This window comes from Microbacterium sp. AC035, assembly GCF_979258485.1.
In genome coordinates, this window is sequence record NZ_OZ409858.1 from 1,462,540 (window position 1) to 1,484,386 (window position 21,847).

The following is a 21,847-nucleotide window of genomic DNA, read 5'->3' on the forward strand; positions in this document are numbered from 1 at the left end:
GACGTTTCTGCCTCTTTCTTGTGGAGAGTCGTCAAAGCGAACGCCTGCCTTCTCGCTAGGCTGGCAACCATGCCTGATATCGCCAAGGTGCTCATCGCCAACCGCGGCGAGATCGCCGTCCGCATCATCCGTGCCGCTCGTGACTCCGGGATCGCCTCCGTCGCCGTGTACGCCGACCAGGATCGCGACGCTCTGCACACACGTCTTGCCGACGAGGCGTACGCCCTCGGCGGAGCGACGAGCGCCGAGACCTACCTGCAGATCGAGAAGATCCTCTCGATCGCCCGCCGTGCCGGCGCAGATGCCGTGCACCCGGGTTACGGCTTCCTCGCCGAGAACGCCGAGTTCGCCCGAGCAGTCATCGGTGCGGGAATGACCTGGATCGGCCCCTCCCCCGAGGCCATCGAGGCGCTCGGAGACAAGGTGACAGCCCGTCACGTCGCCGAGAAGGTGGGCGCCCCGCTCGCCCCCGGGACCCCCGGCCCCGTGGCCGGCGCCGACGAGGTCGTCGCCTTCGCGAAGGAGTTCGGCCTGCCGATCGCGATCAAGGCCGCGTACGGCGGCGGCGGACGCGGCCTCAAGGTCGCCCGCGAACTCGACGAGGTCGCCGAGCTGTTCGAGTCCGCGACCCGCGAGGCCGTCGCGGCCTTCGGTCGCGGAGAGTGCTTCGTCGAGAAGTACCTCGACAGGCCCCGCCACGTCGAGACCCAGTGCCTGGCGGATGCCGAGGGCAATGTCGTCGTCATCTCGACCCGCGACTGCTCTCTGCAGCGCCGTCACCAGAAGCTCGTCGAGGAGGCGCCTGCGCCATTCCTCACGGACGAGCAGAACGACCTGCTGTACTCGGCGTCGAAGGCCATCCTCAAGGAGGTCGGCTACGTCGGCGCCGGCACCTGCGAGTTCCTGATCGGCGCCGACGGCACCGTCTCGTTCCTCGAGGTAAACACCCGCCTGCAGGTCGAGCACCCCGTCTCCGAAGAGGTCACCGGCATCGACCTGGTGCGCGAGCAGTTCCGCATCGCCGCCGGAGGCACCATCGACTACGACGACCCGAAGCCGACCGGCCACTCGATCGAGTTCCGCATCAACGGCGAGGACCCCGGTCGCGGTTTCCTCCCCCAGCCGGGCCCGATCCACGTCTTCAAGACCTTCGGCGGCCCCGGCATCCGGCTCGACTCCGGTGTCACCGCCGGTGACTCGGTGTCTGGAGCGTTCGACTCGCTGCTCGCGAAGATCATCGTCACGGGCAAGGACCGCGCCGAGGCTCTCGAGCGGTCACGCCGTGCTCTCGACGAGTTCGAGGTCGCAGGACTCCCGACCGTGATCCCCTTCCACCGCAAGGTCGTCCGCGACCCAGCCTTCACCGCGGAGAACGGCGAGTTCGGCATCTTCACGCGCTGGATCGAGACCGAGTTCGAGAACGACATCCCCGCCTGGGACGGCGAGCTCGAGTCGCCCGCAGCGTCGGAGAACCGCCACACAGTCGTCGTCGAGGTCGGCGGCAAGCGCCTCGAGGTCAGCCTTCCGGACCGTGTCGCGGTCGCGGCCGGTACAGCCGGACGCCCCGCCGCAGTTCCGCCGTCTCGCCGCAGCCACGCGACCTCGGTCAGCGCCGGCGCGTCGGGCGACGCCGTGAAGTCGCCGATGCAGGCCACCGTCGTGAAGATCGCCGTCGAGGAGGGCCAGGAGGTCGTCAAGGGCGACCTGGTCGTGGTCCTCGAGGCGATGAAGATGGAGCAGCCGCTGCAGGCGCACAAGGACGGCACGATCAGCAACATCAGCGCGGTAGCCGGCGCGACGGTCTCGGCCGGGCACCAGCTGCTCACGATCAGCTGACCGCAGAGAGTCATGGCGAAGGCCCCCGCCTCGAGGCGGGGGCCTTCGCCATTCCTTCAGTCCGCAGGGGCGGAGGCGCACCATTCGTCGAACATCCGCTGCCCTGCCGAGGTGCCGAGAGCAGCGCGTGCCGCCGGCGAATCGTGGAACTCACGCAACGCCGACCAGACGACCTGCGGGTGCGTCTTCAGCATCGCCGGGGCCACGGTGACCGTGCCGGGAACACGCATCCCGTCGGATGCGGTCACGCGACTCGGATCCACGCGGAGTCTGATGAGCGGGAGCTCGTCCATGCCGCGTCGCGGCTCGGTCGTGTCCGGCTCCACGCGGCGGATCGCGCTCCACGGCACGTACAGGGTCTCGGTGACACGCATCAGGAGCACCCCGTCTTGGCCGATGCCCATGCCCAGCGGTCGACGCCCGAAGGAATCGGCGCGGTATTGCGTGACGGTCGCGCGCACGGCCGTGTAGACGAACAGCGCGGCGGCCGCCGCGAGCACCGCCACTCCGAGGAAGGCCTCGGGACGGCCGGTCAGCCCGATTCCGACCGCCACGACCGTCGCAGCCGTGAAGACGACGGCCCACACGATACACAGCGTCAAGGTGACGACGCCCGGCCGCCGCTCCGGCACGAAGTGCATGCGCGCATCGGGACTCGCCATCCGCCCGCGCGTCAGTGTCGCCGCGTCGACCAGCCGCGCGCGCCCGTCGACGAACGGGCTGCGCCCCGCGACCGCCAACGCCGTGATTCCGAACAGGCCGACGAACGCACCCGACCACAGCGGGCCAGCGGCACCACCCGAGAAGCCGATCATGGCAGCTGCGGCCGCGATGAGGGCGAGGCCGACCCAGAGCATGCCGACACGTCGTCGGGGTCGACGTGCACCCCACGGCGACGGCCACTCCTGCAGCGGCGGCAATTCGCTGAGGTCCGTCACCGGTCCCTTCCCACGACGACGAGCAGCAGGAGTGGATGAGCGGAGAGCATGGCCTTCGTCAGCGTCAGGAGATCTTCGCGTTGACGAGGTGCATCGCACGGCTCGCATCGGTGATGCTGCTCGACAGCGACGGGTACGCCGCGAAGACGCGGGAGACCTGATCGACGGTCAGGCGTCGCTCGACCGCGACGGCGATCGGGTAGATCAGCTCGGATGCCTTCGGTCCGACGATCACTCCGCCGATCACGGTGCCCGAGCCCTTGCGTGCGATCAGCTTCACGAAGCCGTCCTTGATGCCCATCATCTTCGCGCGCGGGTTCGCGGCGAGCGGCAGCTTGTAGACGAGCCCGTCGGCCACGCCGTCTTCGACGTCCTTCTCCGAGTAGCCGACCGTGGCGATCTCGGGAGCGGTGAAGATGTTCGAGGTGATCTTGATCAGCTCGAGCGGGATCACGATGTCGCCCAGCGCGTGGAACACGGCCGTGCGGCCCTGCATCGACGCGACCGATGCGAGCGGGAAGAAGTTCGTGCAGTCGCCGACGGCGTAGACGTTCGGCACCGAGGTACGAGCCACGCGGTTGACGCGGACGTGTCCGCTCTCGTCGAGTTCGACTCCCGCATCCTCGAGGCCGATGCCCGCGGTGTTGGGTATCGAGCCGACGGCCATGAGGCAGTGGCTGCCGTCGACCGTGCGGCCATCCGACAGCGTCGCCGTCACACCGTCCTTCGTGACCTCGACCTTCTCGGCGCGAGCCTTGGACAGCACCGTCATGCCGCCGCGCTTGAAGACCTTCTCGAGCACGCGCGCCGCATCCTGATCCTCGCCCGGAAGCACCTGGTCGCGGCTGGACACCAGAGTGACCTTGGCGCCGAGGTTCATGTAGGCGGAGGCGAACTCGGCACCGGTCACACCGGACCCGACGACGATCAGGTGCTCGGGGAGAGCCTTCATGTCGTACAGCTGCGTCCACGTGAGGATCCGCTTGCCGTCGGGCTTGGCCGAATCCAGCTCGCGCGGCGACGCACCGACGGCGACGATGATCGTGTCGGCCTCGATGCGGTCGAAATCCGTGCCGCCGTGACCGGTCGAGACGATGATCGCGTTCGGCCCCTCGAGGCGTCCGTGTCCGGACAGGATCCGCACGCCGGCTTCGAGCAGTGCGGAGCGCATGTCCTCGGACTGCTGTCCGGCGAGGGCGATGAGGCGCTTGTTGACCGCGGCGAGGTTGATCGCGATCTCGGGCTTCAGCGGCTTGCCGTGCTCGCCCTTCGCGTAGAACTGCACGCCCAGATCGGATGCCTCGGAGATCGCGATGGCCGCATCGGCCGTCGCGATCAGGCTCTTCGAGGGGACGACGTCGGTGAGCACTGCCGCTCCACCCACGCCGACGCGCTCGACCAGGGTCACCTCGGCTCCGAGCTGAGCGGCCGCGAGGGCCGCTTCGTAACCGCCGGGACCGCCACCGAGGACGGCGACGCGCTGAGTGCGCTCAAAAGGGGTGGAAGACATGATCTCCATTCTTCCGCAATCCTGGCCCCGGAGCCTGCACCTTCCTAGAGTGGATCCATGTCTGAAACACACAGCAACCCCCTCGACGACCCGAATGCGAACCCGTTCGAGGTCGCAGCCGACGCAGCCGCCGACATCGCGCGCCTGACCGGAGTCGAGAAGCACGACATCGCCCTGACCCTCGGCAGCGGCTGGGGCAAGGCCGCCGACATCATCGGCGAGACCATCGCGACCATCCCCGCCACCGAAGTGACCGGCTTCTCGAAGCCCGCTCTCGAAGGGCACGTGGGCACTCTGCGCAGCATCCGCACCCCCGATGGCAAGAACGTGCTCGTCATCGGCGCCCGCACCCACTACTACGAGGGCCACGGCGTCCGTCGGGTCGTGCACTCGGTCCGCACCGCCGCTGCCACGGGGGCGAAGATCATGGTCCTCACGAACGGCGCCGGCGGCGTCCGCGAGACCTGGACCCCCGGCCAGCCCGTGCTGATCAGCGACCACATCAACCTCACGGCCGACTCCCCGCTCGAGGGCGCCACCTTCATCGACCTGACCGATCTCTATGCGAAGCGCCTGCGTGACATCGCTCGCAGCGTCGACCCGACCCTCGACGAAGGCGTGTACACCCAGTTCCGCGGGCCGCACTACGAGACGCCGGCCGAGGTGCAGATGGCCAAGCACATCGGCGGCAACATCGTCGGCATGTCGACCGCGCTCGAGGCCATCGCCGCACGTGAGGCCGGCATGGAGATCCTCGGCTTCTCGCTCATCACCAATCTCGCCGCCGGCATCCAGAAGACACCGCTCAGCCACGCGGAGGTCATCGAGGCCGGCCGTGAGGCCGAACCGGTGATCTCGGCACTGCTGGCCCGAGTGGTCGAGGCGCTGTGAACGACGAGCGCCTGGCGCAGGCGCGCGCCTGGATGAGACAGGACCCCGATCACGAGACCCGCGACGAACTCGCCGCGGTCATCACTCGCGCCGCGGCCGGTGACGAGGCGGCAGCAGCCGATCTCGACGACCGCTTCAGCACCCGACTCGCTTTCGGCACCGCAGGGCTTCGCGGAGCACTCGGGGCCGGCAGCAACCGCATGAACCGCGTTCTCGTCGCGCAGGCCGCCGCCGGCTTCGCCGCCTTCCTGCGCGAGAAGTCGCACGGGCGCACGCCGACCGTGATCGTCGGCTACGACGGGCGCCGCAACTCCCGGGTGTTCGCGACCGACTCCGCCGAGCTCTTCGCCGGAGCAGGACTGCGCGCCATCCTGCTCCCGAGACTGCTGCCGACGCCGGTGCTCGCCTTCGCGGTGCGGCACCTCGGTGCGGATGCGGGTGTCATGGTCACCGCCTCACACAACCCCCCGAACGACAACGGCTACAAGGTCTATCTGGGTGGCGCCGACCAGGGTTCGCAGATCGTCGCACCCGCCGATGCCGAGATCGCTGCGCACATCCAGCGGATCGCCGACGCGGATGATGTCTCGACCCTGCCTCGCTCCGCCGGCTACGAGACGGCGGGCGAGGACGTGGTCGAGGCGTATGTGGCCGCGACCGCCGCGGTGGCTCCGGCGCCTGCGGGAGGGCGCGACCTGCGGTGGGTCTACACCGCGATGCACGGAGTCGGATGGGAGACGCTGTCGAAGATCGTATCGGCCGCCGGCTACCCGCAGCCGATGGTCGTCGAGGAGCAGCTGAAGCCCGACGCGACGTTCCGCACCGTGTCGTTCCCCAACCCCGAGGAGCCCGGGGCGATGGACCTGTCGTTCGCTCGCGCGCGTCGTGTGCAGGCGGACTTCATCATCGCGAACGATCCGGACGCCGACCGACTCGCCGTGGCGATCCCCGATGCGTCCTCCGAGAGCGGATGGCGTCGCCTCACCGGCAACGAGGTCGGACTCCTGCTCGGCGCGCGCGCCGCGCGGAAGGCTGCGGGCACTCCGGGCGCCTCGCTGGCCTGCTCGCTCGTCTCCTCCCCCGGCCTCGGCGCCGTCGCCGCGCACCACGGTCTCGACTTCCACGAGACCCTCACGGGCTTCAAGTGGATCTCCCGGGCTCCCGGCATCGTGTTCGGATTCGAGGAGGCCCTCGGTTACCTCGTGAACCCGGAGACAGTGCGAGACAAGGACGGCATCTCAGCAGCCGTCGCGGTGCTCGGTCTCGCGGCCGAAGCCCATGAGCGCGGAAAGTCTCTCGCCGACCTGCTGTCCGAGCTGGGCGACACCTACGGCCACTTCGCCAGCGGGCAGGTGTCCGTGCGCGTGCAGGACCTGTCGGTCATCGGCAGTGTGATGCTCTCGCTGCGCACGCTTCCACCGCAGCAACTCGGCGGCCACACCATCACCTCTGCCGAGGATCTGCTGCGCGCCGGTGAGGGGCAGCCTTCGGGAGATGTGCTGCGGTACCGGCTCGCGGACGGCTCGCGCATCATCGTGCGTCCGAGCGGCACCGAGCCGAAGCTCAAGGTCTACATCGACGCCACCGCCGACTCCGCTGAGCGGGCGAGCGCGACGGTCGGCGAGCTCGAGGCCGCGGTGCGCGTGCTCCTGGAAGAACGCTCGTAGGCCGCATGCCGAGAAGACATGTCGTGATCAGCGCCCACAACGGGGTGCATGCGCGCCCCGTCGCCGAGCTCGTGCGTCTCGTGCAGGCGCACCCGCACGCCGTGACCCTGCGCACGTCGTCGGGCGCGATCGTGGACCTCAGCAGCGTTCTCGCGCTGATGGACCTCGGACTCGCGCCCGGCGATGCGGTGGTGCTCGAGACCGCGGAGTCGGCGGATGCCGAATTCGTGCTCGACACCCTGGCCGGTGTGCTGGATCCTCGGGGCTGAGCCGGCCCTCAGCCGTCGATGACGGCGACGAGCTCGTCGAGGAACGCCTCGAAGGTCGTGCCTCGACGGAGGATGCGCTGCACGCTGTCGCGTTCGCTGAACACCTCGACGAGCTGCTCGAACACCGTCTGGAATGCGGCACGGTCGCTCTCGCTGAACGCTGCGAGGGCGACCACCTGCACCCGTCCCTCGCCCCAGGCCGCCGATCCGTCTGCGACGCCGATCGCGATCGCGGTGCGCGTCGCGGTCATCTGGAGCGCGTGGGGCACCGCGAGAGCATCGGTGAACGCCGTCGACGACATCCGTTCGCGGAGGATGGTGTTGTCGACGTAGTCGTCGCCGATGAGACCGGCATCCACGAGCAGTCCGCCCAGTCGCCGGATGATCGACTCCTCCCCCTCATCCGGCAGCGGGTAGAGGAACGCATCGGCGACGAAGTAGCGCGCGAGCTCGGCGCGGAGCCTGGTCAGGCGTCTGCCGCGCCTGACACGCGCGGCAGCCTGCTGGATCCGATCGACATCGGCGTCCGTGAGGAACGGCTGGATGCGCACGAAGCGATCCCCGGCCGCTCCCGGTTCGATCGTGCTGAGCACGAGATCTGTGTCGAACGACGCCCAATCCGGGTCGACCTTCGTGATGACACTCGTCACCTCGATCGCCGATCCCAGCGAACGGTCGACGCTCGACCGGAGCAGCTCGTGGAGCTCGTAGTAGCCGGGACACACGATGGTCGCAGTGAGGATCGACTCGGCCTTGCGGCTGCGCTCGAGACGTCCGCCGACGTGCATGGCGATGTAGGCGATCTCGTCGTCGTGGATAGGCGTGCCGAGACGATCGTGCAGGCCGCTGGCGATCGAGACGGCGACCTCGAAGATCATCGGGTACGAGGTCTTGAGCGAACGCGTCAGCGGGTTGCGGGTGAGCGCGCTCTCCTCGGCTCGTCGCATCAGATTCTGCACGTGCAGGGCGAGACGCAGGACGAAGGTCTCATCGACCAGGTCGACTTGGAAGTCGTCCGCGGCCCTCGCGATCTCGGCACGGACGGCTGCCTCCACCCGTGGGTCCACGCCGCTGCGGGCGACATCACCCGCGGCGTCCTCTCCCGGCGCCACGATGCGGGTGAGCACGAGGGATGCGAGATGGCCGCTGTCGCCGTCTCCCAGCGCGACGGAGAAGTGCTGCTGGGCGAGACGGGCGATCACGGCGCCGACCCGCGGGATCTCCTCGCGGGCACCGGCGGGCCCTTCTTCGAGCGCGTGGCCGGCCGCCACCCTCTCGGCGGCGATCGCGATGTGCAGAAGGACATCGGAGATCGCGAGCTCGTTGACGTAGTAGCCCTGCTCGCCGAGCTCGCGCACCAGCTCGGACTTGAAGGGTCCGACGGCATCGGCGGCGATGATTCCCCCGGCGAGCGCCCGGCGGAAGGTCTCGGGATGGAACGACGCGGCGTCCATCTCGTCGTGAGCCAATCGCGACAGCAGACGGCGCTGGGCCGCCTCGTTGCCGCGTAGCCGCACGATCTCACGGTCTCTCTCGAGGGTGAGATCGGTGCCGTCGAGCAGCGTGCGAACACGGGCGAGATCCGCTTCGAGCGTGGCTTCGCTCACGTGGAGGGCATCCGCCGTGGCGAAGACGTCGACGCCGTCCGGCACATCGAGCAGGGTGCGCACGAGCCCGTGCAGGCGGTCCCGCGGAGCGGACTCGCCGTTCTGACGGGCGCGCAGCGCCTGCCGCGCCCCCGGCCCGGCACGGTATCCGGCGGGGCCGGACTCGACGGCATCCGCTTCACCGGTCCTCGCGTTCAGGGCGGCGACGTACGAGCGGATGCTGCGAGGTGTGACGCCCAGCTGATCGGCGAGATTCGCGGCCGTCACCCACTTCTCCTGCCGGAGCAAGGATGACAGGAGCTGGTCCTGACGCTGTCGCGACATGATGCTCCCTCCTCCGTGCCGACCGCACTGTCCTGACGTGACTTCCATGATGTCAGGAAGGTGAGGGCGCCGCTCCGAAACCGATGTTCCGCAGGGGCGGAAAGGAACCTGTTGGCGACCGCCGCCGACTCTTCCCAGACTGTTCTCAGGAAAGGTGAGCATCGATGAAGATCCTCGTGGTGTGCGGCGCCGGTGCGTCGAGCACGTTCGTCGCGCAACGACTCCGACGGGCGGCCTCCGAGGCCGGCCTCGACTGGGACGCCGCCGCAGGCATGGAGCAGTCCGTCGCCGGCAGCGACCACGATCTGATCCTCGTCGGTCCGCACCTCGCCGATCGCTTCGAGGCGATCCGACTGGCCGCATCCGCTCGCGTGGCGGTGCTCCCCGACGACGTCTTCGCTGATCGGGACGGTACCCGCACGCTGGCGCTCGCCCGCTCGATCATCGCCGATATCAGGAACACCCCGAAAGGAACATCATGACCGTCTCTCGCACCGTCCGGATCGGCTCATCACACGGACTGCACGCCCGTCCGGCGAAGCTCTTCGCTCAGGCGGCCAAGGACTCGGGAATCCCCGTGACCATCGCCAAGGACTCGGGCAAAGCGGTCAACGCGGCCAGCATCCTCGGCGTCATCGCGCTCGCGATCGAGCACGGCGACTACGTCACGCTGACCGCCGAAGGCGACAGTGCCGAGAGCGTGCTCGACACGCTCACCGAGCTGCTCACGACCGACCATGACCAGGACGCCGGCGCGTGAGCGAGCTCAGAGGAGTCGGGATCGGTCTCGGGGTCGCCCAGGGCGTCGTCGTCCGGATGACCGAGTCGCTGCCCGCTCCCGAGAACACCCCCAGCACCCAGGGCGCGGACACCGAGCGCACACGAGTGCGTGAGGCCGTCGCCGCGGTCGCCCAGGAGCTCACCGCGCGCGGTGAGGCTGCCGGCGGCTCGGCGCAGGAGGTGCTCGAGGCGCAGGCGATGATCGCCGAGGACCCGACGCTGCAGGACGAAGTCGACACGCGCATCGACGACGGCGCCACAGCCGAGTGGGCTGTGCACGACGCGTTCGCCGGTTTCCGCGCGACGCTCGAAGCCGTCGGCGGCTACCTCGGCGAGCGCGCTGCCGACCTCGATGACATCGCTCAGCGGGTGCTCGCGCGTCTTCGCGGCGTCGATGCACCCGGAGTCCCCGATCCGGGGCATCCGTTCGTGCTGGTGGCGCGAGACCTCGCCCCGGCGGACACCGCGCTGCTGAACCTCGATCAGGTGCTCGCCCTGGTCACGTTCGACGGCGGGCCGACCTCGCACACGGCGATCCTCGCCCGTGAGAAGGGCATCGTCGCGATCGTCGGGGCGGCATCCGCCTCCGAGCTCGCAACCGGCCGGACGGTCATCGTCGATGCCGCCGCCGGAATCGTCACCGTCGATCCGTCCGACGACGAGAAGACGCGCGCCGAGCAGCGCGCCGCCGCCCGCCGCTCGGCGGACGCCGCACCACTGACCCCCGGCGCCCTCGCCGACGGCACGCCGATCCCGCTGCTGGCAAACCTGGGGAAACCTGCAGACGCATCCGATGCCGTCGAACGCGGGGCCGAGGGCGTCGGGCTGTTCCGCACCGAGTTCCTGTTCCTCTCCTCGGCGCAGGCGCCGACGGTGCAGCAGCAGCGCGAGTCGTACCGCGAGCTGCTGGCGGCCTTCCCCGGCAAGAAGGTCGTCGTGAGGATGCTGGACGCCGGGGCCGACAAGCCGCTGGCGTTCCTCAACGATGCGCACGAGGAGAATCCCGCGCTCGGGCTCCGCGGGCTGCGTGCTCTCCGCGCGAGCGAAGACATCCTGCGAGAGCAGCTGACCGCGCTTGCCGAGGCGGATGCCGCGACCGAGGCCGACCTCTGGGTCATGGCACCCATGGTCGCGACCATCGAGGAGACCCGGTACTTCACCTCCCTCGCCAGGGAATACGGACTGAAGACGGCCGGTGTGATGGTGGAGATTCCGGCGAGCGCCCTGCTCGCCGACCGGGTGCTCGCGCACGCGGACTTCGCCTCGATCGGCACCAACGACCTCACGCAGTACACGATGGCCGCAGACCGGATGCTCGGTTCGGTCGCCGCGTTCCAGGACCCGTGGCACCCCGCCGTGCTCCGACTCGTGCGCGAGGTCGGATCGGCCGGCGCCCGCCTCGGAAAGCCGGTCGGGATCTGCGGCGAGGCTGCCGCAGATCCGATGCTCGCGGTCGTGCTCGTGGGGCTCGGCGCGACGAGTCTCTCGATGGCACCGTCGGCCCTGGCCGATGTGCGACACATGCTCTCCACCCGAACTCTCGACGAGGCACGACACCTCGCCGAACTGGCCCTGGCGACAGATGATGCCGCCGGAGCCCGCCTCGCCGTGGCCGATGCCACAGCAACCCTTCCCCCTCACCAGAAAGAGACGACATCATGACGACGACGTCACCGGCCGCCACGAAGGCAGGCGGCCTCCGAACGGGCGTGCAGCGCTTCGGCACGTTCCTGTCCGGAATGATCATGCCCAATATCGCCGCGTTCATCGCGTGGGGATTCATCACCATGCTGTTCATCCCGAAGGGCTTCTTCGGGTCGGAAAGCCCGTTTGGCTGGCACTGGGCCGGTGTCGCCGAGACCATCGGCGGCGGCGGCGACTCTGCCGTCGTCGGCTGGCAGGGCGCCATGACCGCGGTCGCCGAGGGCGCCGACGGCAACATCCTCGCGTACGTGGGCCTCGTCGGCCCCATGGTCACGTACCTTCTTCCGCTCCTCATCGCCAACACCGCGGGCCGCATGGTCTACGGCGAGCGCGGCGGCGTCGTCGCGACGATCGCCACGATGGGTGTCATCGTCGGCACGAACATCCCGATGTTCCTCGGCGCGATGATCATGGGACCGCTCGCGGCCTACATCACCAAGCAGATGGACCGAATCTGGGACGGCAAGATCCGCCCCGGCTTCGAGATGCTGGTGAACAACTTCTCGGCCGGCATCCTGGGCATGCTCCTGGCGATCTTCGGCTTCTTCGCCTTCGGTCCTGTGATGCTCGGCATCAGCGCCGTCCTCGGCGGGGCGGTCGACTGGCTGGTCGCACTGAACCTCCTGCCCCTGGTCTCGATCATCGTCGAGCCCGCGAAGGTGCTGTTCCTGAACAACGCCATCAACCACGGCGTGTTCACCCCTCTCGGCATCGAGCAGGCCGCGGAGACCGGCAAGTCGATCCTGTTCCTCATCGAGGCGAACCCCGGCCCCGGTCTCGGCCTGCTTCTCGCATTCTCGTTCTTCGGCGTCGGCGCGGCGAAGGCGTCCGCGCCGGGAGCTGCGATCATCCAGTTCTTCGGCGGCATCCACGAGATCTACTTCCCGTACGCACTGAGCAAGCCGACCACGATCCTCGCCCTCATCGCGGGTGGAGCGGCCGGCGTCACGACCAACATGGTGCTCGGTGGCGGTCTGGTGTTCCCCGCAGCCCCCGGCAGCATCATCGCCGTGACCGCGGCCGCTGTCGGCCCGGGTGTCGGGAACCTGCTCGTCGTCTACCTGTCGGTCGTCATCGCCGCCGTGGTCACCTTCCTCGTCGCCGGCGTCATCCTGCGCGCCTCCCGCAAGCGCGACCTCGAAGCCGAGGGCGACAGCTTCGGTGACGCGATCGCACAGACTGAGGCGAACAAGGGCAAGTCGTCCGCCGCGATGGATGCGCTCCGCGCATCCTCGGGTGCGGGTGCTGCGGGTGCAGCTGCCGGTACAGGCGCAGGCGTCGCCACCGACCGCCGCATCGAGAACATCGTGTTCGCCTGCGACGCCGGCATGGGATCGTCGGCCATGGGCGCGAGCGTGCTGCGAAACAAGTTCAAGAAGGCGGGGGTCGAGGGCGTCACCGTCACGAACCAGGCCATCGCGAACCTCGACGGCACCGCCGACCTGGTGATCACGCAGCAGCAGCTGACGGATCGCGCGAAGGCGCAGTCGCCGGACTCCGTCCATGTGTCGGTCGACAACTTCATGAACTCTCCGAAGTACGAAGAGGTCGTCGAGATGGTGCGCGAGCAGCGCGGCACCGACGCGTGACAGACCGGGCGGGGCGGGTGCTTCGGCATCCGCCCCGCCTCCACATTCTCAGAAAGAAGGAATCACCATGAGCGTTCTCACTCTCGACCAGGTCCGCATCCACTCCGGAAGCAGCACTCAGCAGGAGGCACTGCAGGAGGCGACCGACATCCTCGTGTCCGTCGGTGCCGTCACTCCTGCCTACGTCGACGCGATGCGTCAGCGCGAAGAGACCGTGTCGACCTACATGGGCAACGGCCTGGCGATTCCGCACGGCACGAACGACGCGAAGGACGCGATCCTCGGATCCGCCCTGTCTGTCGTCCGCTACGACGGCGGCGTCGACTGGGACGGCGAGCCTGCGACGTTCGTCGTCGGCATCGCCGGTCGCGGTGACGAGCACCTCGAGATCCTCTCGCAGATCGCGATCCTGTTCTCCGACGAGGACGACGTCGCGAAGCTCAACGCCGCCCAGACGCCCGACGAGCTGTACGCCCTGCTGTCGGCGGTGAACGACTGATGAAGGCCGTCCACTTCGGCGCCGGCAACATCGGCCGAGGCTTCGTCGGACTGCTGCTGCACGAGGGAGGCTACGAGGTCGTGTTCTCCGACGTCGCCGATGTGCTGGTCGACGCGATCAACGCCGTCGACTCGTACACCGTGCATGAGGCGGGCCCCGGCGGCACCGACCACGTGGTGACCGGGTTCCGCGCGGTCAACAGCAAGACCGACCCGGATGCCGTGGCCGACGAGGTCGCGACCGCCGATGTGGTCACCACAGCGGTCGGGCCCACCGTCCTTCGTTTCGTCGCTCCGACTATCGTCGCGGGCCTCGCCCGCCGACCCGCCGGAGCCGCTCCCCTCCAGGTCATGGCCTGCGAGAACGCGATCGGCGCGACAGACACCCTGCGCGCAGAGGTCGAGAAGGCCGCCGGGGTGGATGCGGAGGAGCTGCTCTCCCGAGCGGTCTTCGCGAACACCGCGGTCGACCGCATCGTCCCAGGGCAGCCCGCAGACGGCGGCGTCGACGTCACCGTCGAGCCCTACTTCGAGTGGGCGATCGAATCCGAGGCCTTCGGCGGCGCGCTGCCGAACATCCCCGGAGCGCACTTCGTCGAGAACCTCGCCCCCTACATCGAGCGCAAGCTCTTCACGGTGAACACCGGGCACGCGGCCACCGCGTACTTCGGCGCTCGGGCCGGCATCGAGCGCATCTCGGATGCTCTGGCCGACCCGGACATCGCAGCTCGCGTGTCGGCCGCGCTCGAAGAGACCTCCGCGGTGCTCGTCGCCGAGCACGGACTCGACCCCGCCGAGCTCGCCGGATACCGCGCCACGATCCTCGAGCGGTTCCGCAACCCGGCGCTCGTCGACACCGTGCAGCGCGTCGGGCGTCAGCCGTTGCGCAAGATCTCGCGACACGAACGGTTCATCGGACCCGCGGCGATGGCAGCCGAGAGAGGGCTGCCGACCATCGCCCTGGTCGGCGCCGTCACCGCCGCGCTGGAGTTCGAAGCGCCGGACGACGAGCAGGCGGTCGAGATGCAGGAGGCCCTGCGCACCGAGGATGCGCTCGCCTTCACTGTGCGCACGACGGGGCTGGATCCCGAGCATCCGCTCTTCCCTGCAGTGCTCGACGCCGTGATCTCACGTCAGACGGCTCTGAACGCCACCTGAGCGCCGCAGCACGCATCGCCCGCGCCCTCTGCCGATACGATCGGCGGAGGGCGCGGGTGCGTGCACAGCGAGGTGCGGGAGCAGAATGAGCAGATACGCCGTCATCGGCGCGGGGCCGTCAGGACTGGCTGCCGCCCGCGCGCTCACGAGACGCGGAATCGGCGTCGACGGATACGAGGCCTCTGCAGGGGTCGGCGGGCTCTGGGACATCGACAACCCGCGCAGCACGATGTATGAGTCGGCGCACCTGATCTCGTCTCGCACCACCACCGAGTTCACCGAATTCCCCATGCGATCGACGGTGGACTATCCGGGCCACCGGGTGCTTCGGCAGTACTTCCGCGATTACGCCGACCACTTCGGTCTCACCGACCACTTCCGGTTCGCGACGAGGGTCACGCGCCTCGAACCGCGGGACGGCGGCTGGGACCTCACCAGCGACGGCCCCGAGGGCGAGCAGACCAGGTGGTACACCGGCGTCGTGATCGCGAACGGCACCCTGGCCGAGCCGAACATCCCCACCTTCGCGGGCACCTTCGCCGGCGAGCTGATGCACACGAGCACCTACAAGTCCCCCGATCAGCTCGCAGGCAGGCGCGTGCTCCTGATCGGCGCGGGCAACTCGGGCTGCGACATCGCGGTCGACGCCGTGCACCACGCCGCATCCGTCGACATGAGTGTCCGCCGCGGGTACTACTTCGTGCCGCGGTACCTCTTCGGCAAGCCGAGCGACACGCTCAACCAGGGGCGGCCGCTGCCCGCCCGCCTCAAGCAGGCCGTCGACAGTCGCGTGCTGCGGGCTTTCACCGGCGACCCGGTGCGCTTCGGCTTCCCGAAGCCCGGCTACCGCATCTACGAGTCTCACCCGATCGTCAACACCATGGTCCTCGATCATCTCGGCCAGGGCGACCTGCGCATCCGTTCCGACATCGACCGGTTCGACGGCTCGACCGTGCGATTCCGCGACGGCACGTCGGACGACTACGACCTCGTGCTCCTCGCGACCGGGTACACGCTCGACTATCCGTTCGTCGACCGCGCGCACCTGCACTGGCGCGGCGCGGCCCCCCGACTGTTCCTGAACATCTTCCCCGCGTCGTTCAACGGCCTCTATGTGATGGGCATGATCGAGGCATCCGGCATCGGCTGGCAGGGGCGATACGAGCAGGCGGACCTGCTGGCGACCTATCTCGACGCCGCCGAGCACGCGCCGGCACGAGCCGCGCGGTTCCGCGACCGGGTGACCTCGGAGCCGTGGCCCGACCTCACGGGTGGTTATCGCTACCTCGGGCTCGACCGCATGGCGTACTACGTCAACAAGGACGCCTACCGCAGCGCCGTCCGTCGCGAGAAGCATGCGCTGGAGACCCCGACGGTGCAGCGGTCCTGATCCTCGGGTCAGAGGTCCTTCACATGCGCAGGCTCTAGCGTTGAACCCGTGCAGAAGAAGCGTGGCCGTCGTGTCCTGAAAGTGATCGTCTGGGGACTCGTCGCCGTCCTCGTGCTCGGAATCGGCGGCATCGTCGCCTGGAGCCAGATCGGCGTGATGCCCGCCGAGAAGGCGCCGCTGGCGAGCGTCAGGGAGAACCCCGCGATCCACGTCGAAGACGCCGAGCAGGGAATCGTGCTCACGCCCGCAGACGGCGAGTCCGAGACGGGTCTCGTGTTCATCCCCGGGGCGAAGGTGGACCCGTGGGCGTACGCCGCGATCCTGCAGAGCCTCGCCGAGGAGGGCGTGACCGTCGTCATCACCCGCCCCTGGCTGAACCTGGCCTTCTTCGACCTGCGCGGCCTGGACTCCTTCACATCGGCGGCCCCTGGGATCGACGAGTGGGCGGTCGGCGGCCACTCCCTCGGTGGCGTGCGCGCGTGCCAGCTCGCCGCAGACGCGGAGGCGCTCGTGCTGTTCGGATCGTACTGTTCGAACGATGTCTCAGACACCGACCTCGCCGTGCTGAGCATCTCGGGCAGCGAGGACGGGCTCTCGACGCCCGAGAAGATCGACGCCGCCCGCGACCAGCTCCCGGCCGACGCCGAGATGATCGAGATCGAAGGCGCTTCCCACGCATCGTTCGGCGACTACGGCCCCCAGGCAGGCGATGGGACTCCGACGATCACCGACGACGAGATGCACGACGAGGTCGCCGGGATCCTGAATCCGTTCATGGCTGAGCTCCCCCGGAGCTGACCCGCTCTTCGCTCAGCGCCTCAGCGCCTCCGGTCTCAGCCGATGACGGCATCGAGCAGCGGATGCAGGTGGCGCGTGCCGAGCACCCCTGCAGCCGTCCGCGCGCCCGCGGTGAGCGCCGACCGCACGTCGGCGCCGGAGAGTCGGGCGTCGAGCACGCCCGCGAGGAAGGCATCGCCGGCGCCGTTCGTATCGACGACGTCGACGGGCACCGCCGCCACGCGGTGCTCCACGCCGTCGGCGTCGATCGCCACTGCGCCCTCCGCGCCGAGCGTGCACACCGCGAGCGACGATCCCGCCGAGATGCGCGACCGGAGGAAGGCCACCGGATCGGCGAGGCGGTCGGCGTTGCAGAACACGGCGTCGGCAGCGTCGAGGAACGGCCGGTGGAAGTCGGCCTCGCCGTCGTAGTCGTGCACGTCGACCCAGATCGGGCGTCCGGTGGCCCTGGCCGCCGGGAGAAGCCGCAGCGGTTCCGCCGCGAGGTCGAGCACGATCACATCGGCCCCTCTCATCGCAGCGACCAGAGCATCGTCGTCGGCGCCATCCGTCGCCCCGGGCGAGGCGAGATAGAGCGACACCCGCTCGCCGCCACGGGTCATGAGATTCAGGTGACGCTCCGTGGCGTCGCCGTCACCCCACAGAGTGCGCACGCCTGCCCTGTCGAGGGCATCGCGCACGCGCTCCCCCGGCTCGTCCCCAGCGGCCAGCGCATACATCAGCGTCTGACGCCCGAGCGCGGTGAGGCTGAGCGCCTTACCCGCACTCGTGCCGCCGATCGTCTCCCAGGAGTCCTCGGCGAACTGCATGTGGGGCACGGGCTCCGGCAGGCGGTCCAGCACGACGATCGAGTTCCAGGAGGCGGGCCCCACGATGAAGACGGATGCGGTCATGGCTCCATCCTGCCCGGTGCGACCGCCTGATCAGCCGATCCGCTTGATCAGCGAGTCCAGTCCCATTCCGTAGTCGATTCGCACGACCGGGAGCGCGAGCTTGTCCGTCCCGATCTCGACATACCCCGGTTCGATGGTGCGTGCCATCTCGAAGCCGGCCTGCGCGACGCCCTGCTTGGCAGTGTCGTTGTAGTGTCCGAACGGATACGCGATCACCTCACGCACCCCGAGCACATCCCCTGAGACGTTCAGATCCGCAGCGATCTCGTCGGCCGTCCAGTTCGTCATCCGGCCCTTGCCGTTCTCTCCCGCCTGATGCATGTCGTGGGTGTGCGACCGGCGCAGGACGTAGACCGACGGCGGAGGGTCCTGCCGATAGGCCGTGATCATGAACGACGTCGAGAGGAGCTTGTTCCGCTCGATCACCGGCACCGCCAGGTCGAACCAGGTCTGGTCGGCATCGTCGTCGGTGATGATCACCGAGCGGGCGGGCAGCGAGAGCCGTCCGTCGATGAACGCGCTCAGTTCGTCCCAGGTCGGAAGATAGAAGCCGGTCGTCGCGATGTGAGTCATCTGCGCGTCGAAGTCACCGATGTACGCGTAGTTGCCGCGAAGCCACCCCGACTCGCCGTCCGGGTTGGCCGTGAACTGGTGGTACATGAGGATCGGCACCTGCACGTCGGCGGCGGCGTTCGCCTCGGCGGTCGTCCACCCGGCGAACAGATCGGTCTGCTGGTCGACGCAGGCGACAGGATCGGCGCCGTTCACACGCGCGGCGACGGTGTACGCAGCGGCATCCGCCTCGGTCGTGTACCACCCCGCGAAGACCCGACCGTCCTGCGCCGGGATCGGGAGCGCCGCGTAGAGCCCGTCCTGCCGCTGCAGCATGGGCTCGGTCGGGGCTCCGTCGCCGAAGAAGGTCACCGCGCACGCGAGCGGGTCGTCGGCATCCGCGAGGAGCTGCTGAACGGGCGTGAGCGGGCGCTCGATGAGTGCGGCGCCGGCGCGCGGAGTGCTCTCCGCCGGCGCACGCGTCGACCAGGCGTAAGCCGATGCCGCGCCGGCCGCGAGCACGATGACGGCGCTGATGATCACTGCGACGCCGACGCGGCGTCGCTTCCCCCCGGAAGCCATGATCTAGATGTCGAATCCGTCGGCGATCATCTCCACGAGCTCCTCGCGCTCCTCGACGGGCAGGAAGGCTCCGGCCGCGGCGTTGAACTGGAAGGTCTCGAGGTCATCGAGGTCGTACTCGAACGTCTCGACGAGGAGCGACAGCTCACGGGTGAGGGAGGTCGCGCTCATCGTGCGGTTGTCGACGTTCACCGTGACCGCGAAGCCGAGCTGGTAGAGCAGGTCGAAGGGGTGATCGGCGAGAGAGTCGCCCCACGCCGCGATCGCTCCGGTCTGGAGGTTCGACGACGGCGACAGTTCGAGAGGGATCTCGCGGTCGCGCACCCAGCGCGCCAGGTCGCCGAACTGCACCTGCACCTCGTCGCCCTCCTGGGCGATCACCTGCAGGTCCTCGGCGATGCGCACCCCGTGGCCGAGTCGCAGGGCTCTCCCGTCGATGAGCGCCGAGCGGATCGACGCCGGGCCGGCCGCCTCTCCGGCGTGCACCGTGACGGGGAAGAAGTTCTCCGCGAGGTAGTCGAAGGCGGCGCGATGGTTCGACGCGGGGAAGCCGTCCTCGGGGCCGGCGATGTCGAAGCCGACGGCCCCGCGACCGCGGAACCCGACTGCGAGCTCTGCGATCTCACGCGAGCGATCGGTGTGACGCATGGCGGTGATCAGCTGGCCGACGCGGATGCTGTGGCCGTCGCGATCTGCGGCGTCCTCGCCCTCCTCGATGCCCTGCTGCACGGCCTCGACTGCCTGCTCGAGCGAGAGACCGCGGGTGAGGTGCTGTTCGGGCGCCCACCGAACCTCGCCATAGATCACTCCGTCGTGCGCGAGGTCCTGCACGAACTCGCGTGCGACGCGAGTCAGGCCCTCCGTCGTCTGCATGACGGCCGTCGTCAGATCGAAGGTCTTGAGGTACTCGACCAGAGATCCGGAGTCGGCCTTCTTCGCGATCCATCTGCCGAGAGCGGCCGGGTTCGACTCCGGAACCTCGAAGCCGATCGCATCCGCCAGCTCGATGATCGTCGATGGGCGCAGCGCGCCGTCGAGGTGGTCGTGCAGCGACACCTTGGGCAGGCTGCGCAGAGACGCCCCTTGGATGGTGACATCGCCGTTCGCGTCGATCGACATGGGGATTCCTCTCGGTCGCGGATTCGCTGTGTTCAGGCTAGCGGTCGGAGGATCACGCCGTGATGCGCTCGCGAACGATCGGGCCTGCGGCGGGAGCCTCGTCGCCGATCGCCCATGCACCCTCGAGGGCCTCGAGGGCTCGGGGGAACCGGGCCTCATCGGCGGCGGAGAGGGTGAACAGCGGCTGGCCGGCCACCACGCGCTCGCCGGGCTTGGCGTGCAGATCGATGCCGGCCTCGAAGACCACGGGGTCCTCCGCCCGCGCGCGTCCTGCACCGAGACGCCACGCCGCGATGCCGAACGGCAGCGCGTCCATCTGAGACACCACGCCGTCGGCGGGAGCGGTGACCACGTGCGTCTCTCGGGCCGTCGGCAGCGGCGCATCCGGGTCGCCGTCCTGCGCGCGGATCATGGCCTTCCAGCCGTCCATCGCGCGACCGTCGTCGAGAGCGGCCTCGACATCGGCATCCGGCCGTCCCGCGAGTGCGAGCATCTCGCGGGCCAGAGCGATCGTCAGCTCACGGACGTCGGCGGGGCCTCCGCCTGCGAGGACCTCGACCGATTCGCGCACCTCGTTGGCGTTGCCGATGGCGAGTCCGAGAGGCACGTTCATGTCCGTCAGCAGTGCGGTCGTGGCGACACCGGAGTCGGTGCCGAGGGCCACCATCGTGCGCGCGAGTTCGCGTGCCCGGTCGATGTCCTGCATGAACGCACCCGAGCCGAACTTCACGTCGAGCACCAACGCGTCCGTGCCCTCGGCGATCTTCTTAGACATGATGCTCGAGGCGATCAGCGGAATCGCCTCGACCGTGCCGGTGACATCGCGCAGCGCATAGAGCTTCTTGTCGGCAGGAGCGAGGCCGGAGCCCGCGGCGCAGATCACCGCGCCCACCTCGCCCTGCATCTGCGCGAAGATCTCGTCGTTGCTGAGCGCAGCGCGCCAACCGGGGATCGACTCGAGCTTGTCGAGCGTGCCACCGGTATGGCCGAGTCCACGTCCGGAGAGCTGCGGCACCGCGACGCCGAACACGGCGACGAGCGGTGCGAGCGGCAGGGTGATCTTGTCGCCCACCCCTCCGGTCGAGTGCTTGTCGACGGTCTTCTTCCCGAGGGTGGCGAAGCTCATCCGCTCCCCCGACGCGATCATCGCGTCGGTGAGCACGCGGATCTCATCCCGCTCCATGCCGCGCTGGAAGATCGCCATCGCGAACGAGGCCATCTGCGCGTCCGACACGTAGCCACGCGTGTAGGCGTCGACCATCCAGCGCAACGCCTTCTCGGGCACGGCGCCTCCGTCACGCTTGGCACGGATCACATCGACGGCGTCGAAGGGCTCAACGCTCATCGGGCGTCCTCCAGGTCTCGGGGGCCGAACGCGTCCGGCAGTACTTCATCGATGGTCCGGATGCCGGAGACGGTCTCCAGCAGCATCCCGGGCATCGCGTGTTCGTAGAGCAGCTGGCGGCAGCGGCCGCACGGCATGATCGTCTGCCCGTCGTTGTTCACGCACACGAAGGCGACGAGCTGGCCGCCGCCCGACATGTGCAGGTCGCCCACCAGTGCGCATTCTGCGCACAGCGTCACGCCGTACGACGCGTTCTCGACGTTGCAGCCGGCCACGATGCGGCCGTCGCCGACGAGGGCGGCAGCGCCGACCCGGTATCGCGAGTACGGCGCGTAGGCCTTGGTCATGGCGTCTGTCGCGACCTGGCGAAGCTCATCCCAGTCGATGTCGGTCATGT

The 21,847-nt window shown here is 69.0% G+C and carries 20 protein-coding genes; 12 read left to right on the forward strand and 8 right to left on the reverse strand.

Features of this window, described 5'->3' with window-relative positions; all coding sequences use genetic code 11:
* Window positions 1–69 precede the first annotated feature (69 nt).
* Window positions 70–1,836 (forward strand): acetyl/propionyl/methylcrotonyl-CoA carboxylase subunit alpha, encoded by a 1,767-nt coding sequence (locus ACZ0AA_RS07110; protein ID WP_463512521.1) that lies wholly within the window; start codon window positions 70–72, stop codon window positions 1,834–1,836.
* A 56-nt stretch (window positions 1,837–1,892) separates the two neighbouring features.
* Here the strand turns inward: ACZ0AA_RS07110 and ACZ0AA_RS07115 are convergent, their stop codons facing one another.
* A complete protein-coding gene (locus ACZ0AA_RS07115; RefSeq protein ID WP_463512522.1) occupies window positions 1,893–2,774 on the reverse strand; it encodes a hypothetical protein in 882 nt (293 codons plus the stop codon).
* A gap of 64 nt (window positions 2,775–2,838) precedes the next feature.
* Window positions 2,839–4,293, reverse strand: a complete 1,455-nt coding sequence (locus ACZ0AA_RS07120; protein ID WP_194285947.1) for an NAD(P)H-quinone dehydrogenase — start codon at window positions 4,291–4,293, stop codon at window positions 2,839–2,841.
* A 48-nt stretch (window positions 4,294–4,341) separates the two neighbouring features.
* Here ACZ0AA_RS07120 and ACZ0AA_RS07125 point away from each other — a divergent pair, with 48 nt between their 5' ends.
* The 3 genes from ACZ0AA_RS07125 to ACZ0AA_RS07135 are packed head-to-tail and all read left to right on the forward strand — an operon-like array spanning window position 4,342 to window position 7,111.
* Window positions 4,342–5,175: a purine-nucleoside phosphorylase gene (locus ACZ0AA_RS07125; protein WP_463512523.1), complete on the forward strand. Its 834-nt coding sequence runs from the start codon at window positions 4,342–4,344 to the stop codon at window positions 5,173–5,175.
* Window positions 5,172–6,842 (forward strand): phospho-sugar mutase, encoded by a 1,671-nt coding sequence (locus tag ACZ0AA_RS07130; RefSeq protein ID WP_463512524.1) that lies wholly within the window; start codon window positions 5,172–5,174, stop codon window positions 6,840–6,842. The genes ACZ0AA_RS07125 and ACZ0AA_RS07130 overlap by 4 nt, the downstream gene beginning before the upstream one ends.
* A 5-nt stretch (window positions 6,843–6,847) precedes the next feature.
* The gene (locus ACZ0AA_RS07135; RefSeq protein WP_400865027.1) at window positions 6,848–7,111 is read left to right on the forward strand and encodes an HPr family phosphocarrier protein; all 264 of its coding nucleotides are present in this window, start codon (window positions 6,848–6,850) and stop codon (window positions 7,109–7,111) included.
* A gap of 8 nt (window positions 7,112–7,119) precedes the next feature.
* On the opposite strand, the gene ACZ0AA_RS07140 is transcribed toward ACZ0AA_RS07135, so the two are convergent.
* The gene (locus tag ACZ0AA_RS07140; RefSeq protein WP_400865030.1) at window positions 7,120–9,042 is read right to left on the reverse strand and encodes a BglG family transcription antiterminator; all 1,923 of its coding nucleotides are present in this window, start codon (window positions 9,040–9,042) and stop codon (window positions 7,120–7,122) included.
* Between the two features lie 164 nt (window positions 9,043–9,206).
* On the opposite strand from ACZ0AA_RS07140, the gene ACZ0AA_RS07145 reads away from it, so the two are divergent.
* The 8 genes from ACZ0AA_RS07145 to ACZ0AA_RS07180 all read left to right on the forward strand — a co-directional run bounded on the left by ACZ0AA_RS07145 (window position 9,207) and on the right by ACZ0AA_RS07180 (window position 16,959).
* Entirely contained in the window at window positions 9,207–9,524 is a 318-nt protein-coding gene (locus ACZ0AA_RS07145; protein WP_463512525.1) for a PTS sugar transporter subunit IIB, read from the forward strand.
* Window positions 9,521–9,802 carry an HPr family phosphocarrier protein gene (locus tag ACZ0AA_RS07150; protein WP_400865036.1) on the forward strand — a complete coding sequence of 94 codons (282 nt, stop codon included), beginning with the start codon at window positions 9,521–9,523 and terminating at the stop codon, window positions 9,800–9,802. The genes ACZ0AA_RS07145 and ACZ0AA_RS07150 overlap by 4 nt, the downstream gene beginning before the upstream one ends.
* On the forward strand, window positions 9,799–11,484 hold the full coding sequence (gene ptsP, locus ACZ0AA_RS07155) for a phosphoenolpyruvate--protein phosphotransferase (RefSeq protein ID WP_463512526.1): 1,686 nt from the start codon (window positions 9,799–9,801) through the stop codon (window positions 11,482–11,484). The genes ACZ0AA_RS07150 and ptsP overlap by 4 nt, the downstream gene beginning before the upstream one ends.
* Window positions 11,481–13,115 (forward strand): PTS mannitol transporter subunit IICB, encoded by a 1,635-nt coding sequence (locus ACZ0AA_RS07160; RefSeq protein ID WP_463512527.1) that lies wholly within the window; start codon window positions 11,481–11,483, stop codon window positions 13,113–13,115. Before ptsP ends, ACZ0AA_RS07160 begins: the two co-directional genes overlap by 4 nt.
* Window positions 13,116–13,182: 67 nt before the next feature.
* Window positions 13,183–13,614, forward strand: a complete 432-nt coding sequence (locus tag ACZ0AA_RS07165; protein ID WP_463512528.1) for a PTS sugar transporter subunit IIA — start codon at window positions 13,183–13,185, stop codon at window positions 13,612–13,614.
* Window positions 13,614–14,771: a mannitol-1-phosphate 5-dehydrogenase gene (locus tag ACZ0AA_RS07170; protein ID WP_463512529.1), complete on the forward strand. Its 1,158-nt coding sequence runs from the start codon at window positions 13,614–13,616 to the stop codon at window positions 14,769–14,771. The genes ACZ0AA_RS07165 and ACZ0AA_RS07170 overlap by 1 nt, the downstream gene beginning before the upstream one ends.
* A gap of 85 nt (window positions 14,772–14,856) precedes the next feature.
* Window positions 14,857–16,161 (forward strand): flavin-containing monooxygenase, encoded by a 1,305-nt coding sequence (locus tag ACZ0AA_RS07175; RefSeq protein WP_400865051.1) that lies wholly within the window; start codon window positions 14,857–14,859, stop codon window positions 16,159–16,161.
* A 48-nt stretch (window positions 16,162–16,209) separates the two neighbouring features.
* Entirely contained in the window at window positions 16,210–16,959 is a 750-nt protein-coding gene (locus ACZ0AA_RS07180) for an alpha/beta hydrolase (RefSeq protein WP_400865054.1), read from the forward strand.
* Window positions 16,960–16,994: 35 nt separating this feature from the next.
* On the opposite strand, the gene ACZ0AA_RS07185 is transcribed toward ACZ0AA_RS07180, so the two are convergent.
* Genes ACZ0AA_RS07185 through ACZ0AA_RS07205 form a run of 5 tightly spaced genes read right to left on the reverse strand, consistent with a single transcriptional unit; the run spans window position 16,995 to window position 21,845 of the window.
* The gene (locus ACZ0AA_RS07185) at window positions 16,995–17,852 is read right to left on the reverse strand and encodes a carbohydrate kinase family protein (RefSeq protein ID WP_463512530.1); all 858 of its coding nucleotides are present in this window, start codon (window positions 17,850–17,852) and stop codon (window positions 16,995–16,997) included.
* 30 nt (window positions 17,853–17,882) lie between these two features.
* Complete coding sequence (locus ACZ0AA_RS07190) at window positions 17,883–18,986, reverse strand: polysaccharide deacetylase family protein (RefSeq protein WP_463512531.1); 1,104 nt, start codon at window positions 18,984–18,986, stop codon at window positions 17,883–17,885.
* Window positions 18,987–18,989: 3 nt separating this feature from the next.
* On the reverse strand, window positions 18,990–20,105 hold the full coding sequence (locus ACZ0AA_RS07195) for an adenosine deaminase (RefSeq protein ID WP_463512532.1): 1,116 nt from the start codon (window positions 20,103–20,105) through the stop codon (window positions 18,990–18,992).
* Between the two features lie 52 nt (window positions 20,106–20,157).
* Window positions 20,158–21,450 carry a thymidine phosphorylase gene (locus tag ACZ0AA_RS07200; protein WP_463512533.1) on the reverse strand — a complete coding sequence of 431 codons (1,293 nt, stop codon included), beginning with the start codon at window positions 21,448–21,450 and terminating at the stop codon, window positions 20,158–20,160.
* Window positions 21,447–21,845 carry a cytidine deaminase gene (locus ACZ0AA_RS07205; protein ID WP_042536471.1) on the reverse strand — a complete coding sequence of 133 codons (399 nt, stop codon included), beginning with the start codon at window positions 21,843–21,845 and terminating at the stop codon, window positions 21,447–21,449. The genes ACZ0AA_RS07200 and ACZ0AA_RS07205 overlap by 4 nt, the downstream gene beginning before the upstream one ends.
* Between the last annotated feature and the right edge of the window lie 2 nt (window positions 21,846–21,847).